Origin of the sequence: Desulfolutivibrio sp., from assembly GCF_036584575.1 — a bacterium.
Lineage (GTDB): Bacteria > Desulfobacterota > Desulfovibrionia > Desulfovibrionales > Desulfovibrionaceae > Desulfolutivibrio.
Genome location: NZ_JAZHDB010000028.1, coordinates 1 through 7,404, shown reverse-complemented (window position 1 = coordinate 7,404; position 7,404 = coordinate 1). Strand labels below are relative to the sequence as shown.

The following is a 7,404-nucleotide window of genomic DNA, read 5'->3' as shown; positions in this document are numbered from 1 at the left end:
GAGAAAATACACAAAATTGGTCGTTTGCAGTGTTAATTTGCCAAGTCTTCTCTGTCGTAGGCAATACGCACTTCGAACTTTGACAATTCTAACAGAAGGAATCGATGTAAAGAGTAAAATTTTGACGTATAAGAAGTTGCATGCATTGCTTCCGTCAGCATCATATAGGACGAAGACATCAATAAGGTTTAATAATATATTGAAATATAAATCTGAATCCGTAGGAATACAATTTATTGATCACACACGATTTTTTATTGATAGTAATACAGAATTATTAAGCATCTATAATCAATCTGACAACAATCATCATTGTGTAACGTCAGATTTTTTTCGGGCTATGGTTATTAGAAACACAATAAATAATTTAGAATAACCTAAATTGTCATGTTGCTGTGCTACGTATTGGTGGATGTTGTGAGTATTTTAAAATATGTGTATCTGAATTTCTTATTTGTTTTGAATCGTAAACAGGGTGCATAGTTTTCTGTTTCTTTCGTGATCTTCATGAAGATAGTCGTACACCGCGTTTAAGCGTATTTTCCTCTAGTCGTTTCCGTCTTCGCTTCATTCCTCCCTGATCAGAATGAATATTCCATCTTTAGTGATTGTTTTTAGCAACGGATATTGCCTGTTATGAGTCGTTGTGATCGTATGTACTGTGGGCCTATTTTGTATTATTTTCGCAAAATTACATGCAATATTCAACGTATCACGTGCTACAATGTCTGACTTATTTTGCAGTAACAGTTTGAATGTACATAATTTTAAATTATCAGTACGTGCAGCCGTAGGCCGAGGATTCCCAGGTATGCCCTCTCTTGCCGGTCGATGCGAACGTTCGAATTCGAGTATCCCCCCCCCGTGTGCAAGGTTTTCCGAAAATAGTGCTTGCCAAAGCCGGAAGCCTTTTTTACAAACCCGACATCAATTTTGATTCTCTTTCTCAATTTGACGTGCGCCCGGACGTGATGGTTTTCCGTCTTTCGCCGGGAGAGAAGGATCGCGATGCCTACCGCGAGGACCGGTCCCGGAAAATCCACCGCCGTAAGGAAGTTCCCTTTTGCCCTGGCGAGGGGCGCGGCGTTTCCCCTTCCGGGCGGCGCGCGTCCTGGCGCTGTCGCGCATGGCGCCATGCGCAAACAAAGGAGACAGCATGACTCTCGGTGAACTTGGCCCCGGATGCCGCTGCCGTGTCAGACGGCTTTGCGCCAGGGGTGTTTTGTGCCGCAGGCTGATGGATCTCGGATTTTATCCCGGCGTACGTGTGAAAGTGCTTCGCAACGCGCCGCTACGCGATCCGGTGGAACTGGAAATCGACGGGTATTTCTTAAGCATTCGCCGCAACGAGGCCCACGAGGTGGAGGTTGAGTCGCATGAAGCGTAAGGCCTTGGTGGCGTTGGCCGGGCAGCCCAACTGCGGCAAGTCCACGGTGTTCAACATGCTGACCGGGGCCAGACAGCATGTCGCCAACTATCCCGGCGTGACCGTCGAAAAAAAATCCGGCTTTTTCGCCGTGGACGAAACCAAGATCGAGTTGGTGGATCTGCCCGGCACCTACAGCCTGTCCTCCTATTCCCTGGAAGAGCGCGTGGCCAGGGACTTTCTCATCCACGACCACCCGGTTTTGGCCGTCAACGTCATCGAAGCGCCAAACCTGCGCCGCAGCCTGTCCTTGACCTTCCAGATCCTTGAGCTCGAGCTTCCCACCCTGGTGGTGCTGAACATGATGGACATGGCCGAGAAGCGGGGCATGACCATCGACGTCGCCAGACTTTCGGAGAAGCTCGGGGCTCCGGTGGTCATGGCCACGGCCCGCAAAGGGCAGGGCCGGGAAGAGGTGGCCCAGACCATCAAGCGCATGGCCGCCGCCGAGGCTGTTCCGTCTTTTCGCATCGATTACGGCCCATTGGAATATGCCATCGGGAAAATCGAGGAGCTTTTGCCCCGGGAGACGTTTTTCTTTTTGCCACGGCGCTGGCTGGCCATCAAACTGCTCGAAGAGGATGCCGGGGCGCTGCACATCATTCGGGAACATGCCACGGACGCCGATCAGATTTTGGAGGTCGTCCGCAGGCTGTCCGCCGAATTCCGCAAGGAAAATGGGGAGATCCCCGAGTCGTACATGGCCTATCGCCGCCATTCCATGGCGGGCGAGATCGTTGCGGCCTGCGTGGATTCGCCCAAGGACTCCCGCTATGCCCTGTCGGACAGGATCGACGCCGTGGTCTGCAACAAGTTTTTGGGGCCAGCCATCCTTTTAGGCGTCATCTTCCTTTTATATTACCTGTCCATCGATGTGGGCTACCAGTTGACAGGGCCCCTGGTGAACCAGTTGCTGGCCCTCAAGGCCACGCTTTCGTCGTGGCTTCCCGCCCCCGGGGTCATCGAAGACCCCCTGTTCCGGTCCCTGGGCATATGGTTCATGGAAAGCATGGTCGCGCTTTTGACCTACATCCCCATCTTCCTGATCCTTTTCGCGCTCATCGCCGTCCTCGAAGACTCGGGCTACATGCCGCGCATGGCCTTTATCCTGGACAAGCTCTTCCGCAACTTCGGCCTGCACGGCCAGTCCACCCTGCCGCTGATCCTGGCCGGGGTGTATATGGGCGGGTGCTGCGTGCCCGGGGTCATGGCCACCAAGGGCATTCCCGACGAACGGGCCCGGCTGGCCACCATCCTCATCGTGCCCATGATGAACTGCCTGGCCAAGGTGCCGCTCTATGTGGTCCTTGTGGCGGCGTTTTTCCCACAGGACCGGACCCTGGCCATGTTTTTCATCTCCACGGTGACGCTTTTTATGGCCCTGCCCGTGGCCAAAGTCCTGACGCTTACGGTCCTGCGCAAGCTTGATCAGGCCCCGTTCATCATGGAGATGCCCGCCTACCATTTCCCTACCCTCAAGGTAGTGGCGGGGCGGTCCATTGAGCGGACCTGGATTTTCGTCAAGAAGATCGTGAGCATCGTGGCCGCCGTGTCGGTCATCATCTTCGCCCTGTTGCAGTTTCCTGGACTCAGCCAGGAGCGCCTGACGGCCTATGGAGAGCGTTGGAACAAGGCCACGGAGGAGTTCCGGACCAAGATCGGCAAGGACAACGCCTATCAGGGCCTTCTGGCTGGCGAGAACCTGGACCGCTACGTTCTTTTCTCCGACGCCTACCGGCAGGCCACCATGGGGCTTTCGGACCAATCCGCCGCCGACGCGGTGGCTGCCGAATATGCCGCCAAGGAACCCGCTTTTGCGCCGCTTCTCAAACCAGCACCGGGCGACAAGGACGCCGCCGCCATCCGCACGGCCATGCGGGCCCTGGACAACAACCGCAAAACCATCCGGCGGGAGATAAAAAACGAGCAGCTCAACGCCAGTTTCCTGGGGGCGCTGGGCGAGATGCTCGTGCCCGTGACCAAGTATGCCGGATTCGACACCAAGGTGAACATCTCCCTTCTGGCCGCCTTCGCGGCCAAGGAAAGCACGGTTTCCACCCTGGGGGCCCTGTATACCGTCAGCGACGGAGAGAAAGACGCCTCCCTGGACCAGCGCCTGAAGACGGAGATGGCCGGATACACGCCGCTGCATGCCCTGGCGCTCATGCTTTTCATGGCCCTGTATCCGCCGTGCCTGGCCACCAGCATCATGGTCCAGCTCCAGACCAAGTCCACCAAATGGATGCTTTTCTCCATCGGCTATCTCATGTTCCTGGGCATCACCGTATCGTCTGCGGTCTTTACCGGGGCAGGCCTTTTGGGGCTGTCCGGAATGCAGGCCATGTGGACTTTCTACGGACTCGCCGTATTGGTCACCATCATCCTGGGATTGTACAATCCTCAACCCAAACCGGTCGCTATTTTGAAGGAGAAACCGGCATGAAACACATTCGCATTTTTCTTTTCGCCGCCCTGTTCACCCTGGCCCTTGGCCTGTCGCAGGCCCTGGCCCATACGGCCCTGTGCAACTGCTTCGACAACGGCGACGGCACCGTCACCTGCGAAGGCGGATTTTCCGACGGCTCATCTGCGGCCGGTGTCGCCGTGACGGTCGTGGATGCCGGGGGAGCGGAAGTGCTCAAGGGCGCCATGGACGCCAACAGCCAGTACACCTTCAAGAAGCCGGAAGGAAAATACACCGTGAAGTTCACCGCCGGCGAAGGCCATGAGGTGGCGGTGCCCAGCGACAAGATCGTGCAGTAGGGCGCTACGGAGCAGATGCGTCCCTGCGTCCTCATGTACCCATATTTTGAAAATGGGTTTCATATTCAAACTCACAAGGAGAACCGGATGAAGCGTTTGATCACCCTGTTGGCCGCCACCTTCCTGCTGGCGACGACCGTCCCGGCCTTCGCCCATTTCCAGATGCTCTACACCCCGGAAATGAACAAGATGGGCAAGCTGGAATTCAAGCTCGTCTTCTCGCATCCGGCCGAGTCGGGGCATGTGATGAAGATGGACAAGCCCCAGGAATTCTTCGTCATCAACAAGGAGAAAAAAACCGACCTGCTGGGAACCATCAAACCCATCAAATGGACCAGCGCCACCAACAGCGACGAAGGCTTTGAAACCACCTTCAGCGCGCGCGGCGGCGACTACATGTTCGTGTTGGTGCCTGCGCCGTACTTCGAGAAAAACGAGGATTCCTACATCCAGCAGATCACCAAGGTCATCACCAACGGCGATGCCGTGCCCACCGATTGGGACAAGCCTGCGGGGCTCAAGACCGAGTGGGTGCCCCTTGACCGTCCCTACGCCCTGTACCCGGGCATGACCTTCCGGGCCGTGCTTCTGGGCGACGGCAAGCCCGTGGCCGACGCCGAGGTGGAGATCGAATACATGAACTACACCCCGGACATGAAGAAAAACGCCTTCGCCAAAAAGGGCAACCTCGAAGCCCCGTCCGACCATTTCATCACCATGGTCCACAAGACCGACGCCAATGGCATGCTGACCTTCACGCCGCCGTTTGCCGGATGGTGGGGCATTTGCGCCCTCGGAACCGGCCCGGACAAGAAGTTCCAGGACAAGGATCTGTCCCAGGACGCCGTGATCTGGATCCAGGCCACCAACCCCAAAAAGTAGTTTGCGCTTCTCCCGCGCCGAAACCTCACGGGGATCGGCGCGGGAGTCGCCGGGCGCCGCGATATCCCGGCAGGATGTTTTCGAAGTCGCACAATTGGCGGACAGGCGTCACCCAAAGGCAACCTTGCCATTGCATCCTCCACAGCCAAGAAGAGGGATCAGTGTCGCGCCGGACACTGTCGAAAGCCTCAGCCACGGCGCGCATCGTCCCTATGCCCTGTGTCCAGAAAGTCCCTTTTTCCCAAAGGAGATCGCCATGGAACAGCATCAGGTCATGATGTTCACGGAAATGCTCAAGCAGATGATGCGCGACATTTTGGCCAAATCCAACGTCACCATGCACAGCCTGGCCGAGGAAACTGCCTGCCACGCCGATCTGGCCGACCGGGCCTCTCACGAATCCGACCGCAACATGATGCTCATTATGAGTCAGAGGGACCGGGCCTTGATTGACGAGATCCGCAACGCCCTGGAGCGCGTGGAGCTCGGCGAATACGGCATCTGCTTCGAGTGCGGCGAGGACATCGGCGTGGCCCGGCTTACGGCCCAACCCACGGCCACCCTGTGCGTACATTGCAAGTCCGCCATGGAAAACGAGCGGATGCACATGACCACGCCCTATGGAGCCTCGGAATACCTGTTCGATAAATAGTTGCGCGTCTCAGGACAGGCGAAACAGGACGTTGCGCCGCACGCCGCCCGCCGCCCGGGAGGAACGACGGTGACGATCTGCCGCCCCCGGCAACCGGATGGGCAACCCCGGGCCGTGCCTTGCGTCCGGTTGCAGGACGCAACAGCGACAGCACGCGTGTGTCCCTTCTGTCTCCATGGTTGCCCGGACCTGTTTTCGCGCGCGCCCATGTTCGGAGACCATGGCGTCCGGAATCAGCACCGCCGTTTGATCCACCGACAGTCCCGGATGACGCCGCAGCCGAAATCCGCTATCCAGAAGGCCCAACGCCTCGCGGGAAACCCCGCGCCGGTGGACTCTTTGCCTCGGACGGCGCATGCGATCACCCCATACCCCTCAGCGCGGTTTTGCCGCGTTCCCAAGAGCAGCCGTGGTGCGTCTCGATGACGCCGCACCGCCGCGCGACAAGTCCCGCGTTGTGTTTTCGAGCGCCTCGCAGCAGGTCAGAGACGCGAACGATCCTTTCATCCTGTGCGCCGCGTGCCGACGGCGCATCACCACACGCGACATGGCCGTGGCCCGGAGCGGCGCGCACCGCCATGTCTTTTGCAATCCCGCCGGAATGGTCTTTCGCCTCGGTCTGTACCGGCATGCCCCTGGCTGTCTGGCCCTTGAACCACCAAGCACGGAGTTCACCTGGTTCCCGGGCCATGCCTGGCGCGTGGCCTGCTGCCGTGGATGCGGGACACACCTGGGCTGGCGTTTTTCCGCCGTTTCCGACGACGCCTTTTTCGGCATCATTTTGGACAGGGTCATTGTGGAGCCTGCCGGACATCTGTAAATGCAGGACAAGTGCCCGGCTGCGTTACGGAATGTGTTGCAATGATTCCAAAAAAGGGTAGAAACATAAAAAAACGTCTCATTCCCGACGCAATCGTGGAGATGCGCCTGTGACACATGCGTTCCTGATCTTTTTCGTCTTTTTGTCGGTCTTGTGCGGGGCGTCGGGGTGTTCAGAGGACGTCTCGCGCGATGAACCCTCCAAGGTCGCAACGGGCACGACCCCTGTGGTGCAGCCCGAGGAAGTTCACGGCGGAAAGGCCCTGGATGGCTCCCCGCTGCCCTCTCCCAAATCCCTGGCCGTGGCCGAACCGGCCCCGGCGCCAGCCGCCGGAACACACGCAACGCCTGTTCCCGCAGCCACCGACGCGCCCGTGTCTGTGCCCACGGCCCAGACATCCCCGGCCTCGCCGTCGTCTGCCCCGGCGCAGCCGCTTCATGACGCAACCCCGCTCGACGCCGTAAAAAAGCTTGTCCTCGTCGTCGCCCCGGACTGGAACGCCAACCGGGCCGAGGTCTCTCTCTATTCGCGTGACAGCTTCTCCTCCCCTTGGAAACGGCTGGGTAATCCGTCGCCCTGCATGGTCGGCCGCAACGGGCTGGCCTGGGGACGCGGCCTGGCCGAACCCCATTCCAGCGGGCCACGCAAGAAAGAAGGCGACGGCAAGACCCCGGCCGGGCTTTTCCCGCTTCCCCTGGCCTTCGGCTACGAGCCCCAGGCAAAGGCCTCCCAGGCCGGAATCCGCTTGCCATACCTGGCATTGGCTGCATCCACCGTCTGCGTCACCGATCCCGACTCAGCCGCCTTCAACGACCTGGCCGACTCCAAAAACCGCACCGCCGCCTGGACCCGCCAGGACCG

At 58.4% G+C, this 7,404-nt stretch carries 6 protein-coding genes and 1 pseudogene; all 7 read left to right on the top strand.

Annotated elements, in window-relative coordinates; translation table 11 throughout:
• The first annotated feature begins 1,156 nt into the window (after positions 1-1,156).
• Positions 1,157-1,387: a FeoA family protein gene (locus V3572_RS02195; RefSeq protein WP_332109333.1), complete on the top strand. Its 231-nt coding sequence runs from the start codon at positions 1,157-1,159 to the stop codon at positions 1,385-1,387.
• A complete protein-coding gene (feoB, locus tag V3572_RS02190; protein WP_332109332.1) occupies positions 1,377-3,869 on the top strand; it encodes a ferrous iron transport protein B in 2,493 nt (830 codons plus the stop codon). Before V3572_RS02195 ends, feoB begins: the two co-directional genes overlap by 11 nt.
• On the top strand, positions 3,866-4,189 hold the full coding sequence (locus V3572_RS02185; RefSeq protein ID WP_332109331.1) for a hypothetical protein: 324 nt from the start codon (positions 3,866-3,868) through the stop codon (positions 4,187-4,189). The genes feoB and V3572_RS02185 overlap by 4 nt, the downstream gene beginning before the upstream one ends.
• Positions 4,190-4,276: 87 nt before the next feature.
• Positions 4,277-5,071 carry a DUF4198 domain-containing protein gene (locus V3572_RS02180; RefSeq protein ID WP_332109330.1) on the top strand — a complete coding sequence of 265 codons (795 nt, stop codon included), beginning with the start codon at positions 4,277-4,279 and terminating at the stop codon, positions 5,069-5,071.
• A gap of 256 nt (positions 5,072-5,327) precedes the next feature.
• Positions 5,328-5,723: a TraR/DksA C4-type zinc finger protein gene (locus V3572_RS02175; RefSeq protein WP_332109329.1), complete on the top strand. Its 396-nt coding sequence runs from the start codon at positions 5,328-5,330 to the stop codon at positions 5,721-5,723.
• A gap of 409 nt (positions 5,724-6,132) precedes the next feature.
• Entirely contained in the window at positions 6,133-6,543 is a 411-nt protein-coding gene (locus tag V3572_RS02170) for a cereblon family protein (protein ID WP_332109328.1), read from the top strand.
• Between the two features lie 109 nt (positions 6,544-6,652).
• Positions 6,653-7,404 (top strand): annotated as a pseudogene (locus V3572_RS02165) (hypothetical protein); the annotation flags it as partial.

Excerpts from the sequence above, each read along its gene's own strand:
- V3572_RS02195 (WP_332109333.1), top strand. The coding sequence starts at position 1,157 with ATGACTCTCGGTGAACTTGGCCCCGGATGCCGCTGCCGTGTCAGACGG.
- V3572_RS02185 (WP_332109331.1), top strand. The coding sequence starts at position 3,866 with ATGAAACACATTCGCATTTTTCTTTTCGCCGCCCTGTTCACCCTGGCC.
- V3572_RS02175 (WP_332109329.1), top strand. The coding sequence starts at position 5,328 with ATGGAACAGCATCAGGTCATGATGTTCACGGAAATGCTCAAGCAGATG.
- V3572_RS02180 (WP_332109330.1), top strand. The coding sequence starts at position 4,277 with ATGAAGCGTTTGATCACCCTGTTGGCCGCCACCTTCCTGCTGGCGACG.
- feoB (WP_332109332.1), top strand. The coding sequence starts at position 1,377 with ATGAAGCGTAAGGCCTTGGTGGCGTTGGCCGGGCAGCCCAACTGCGGC.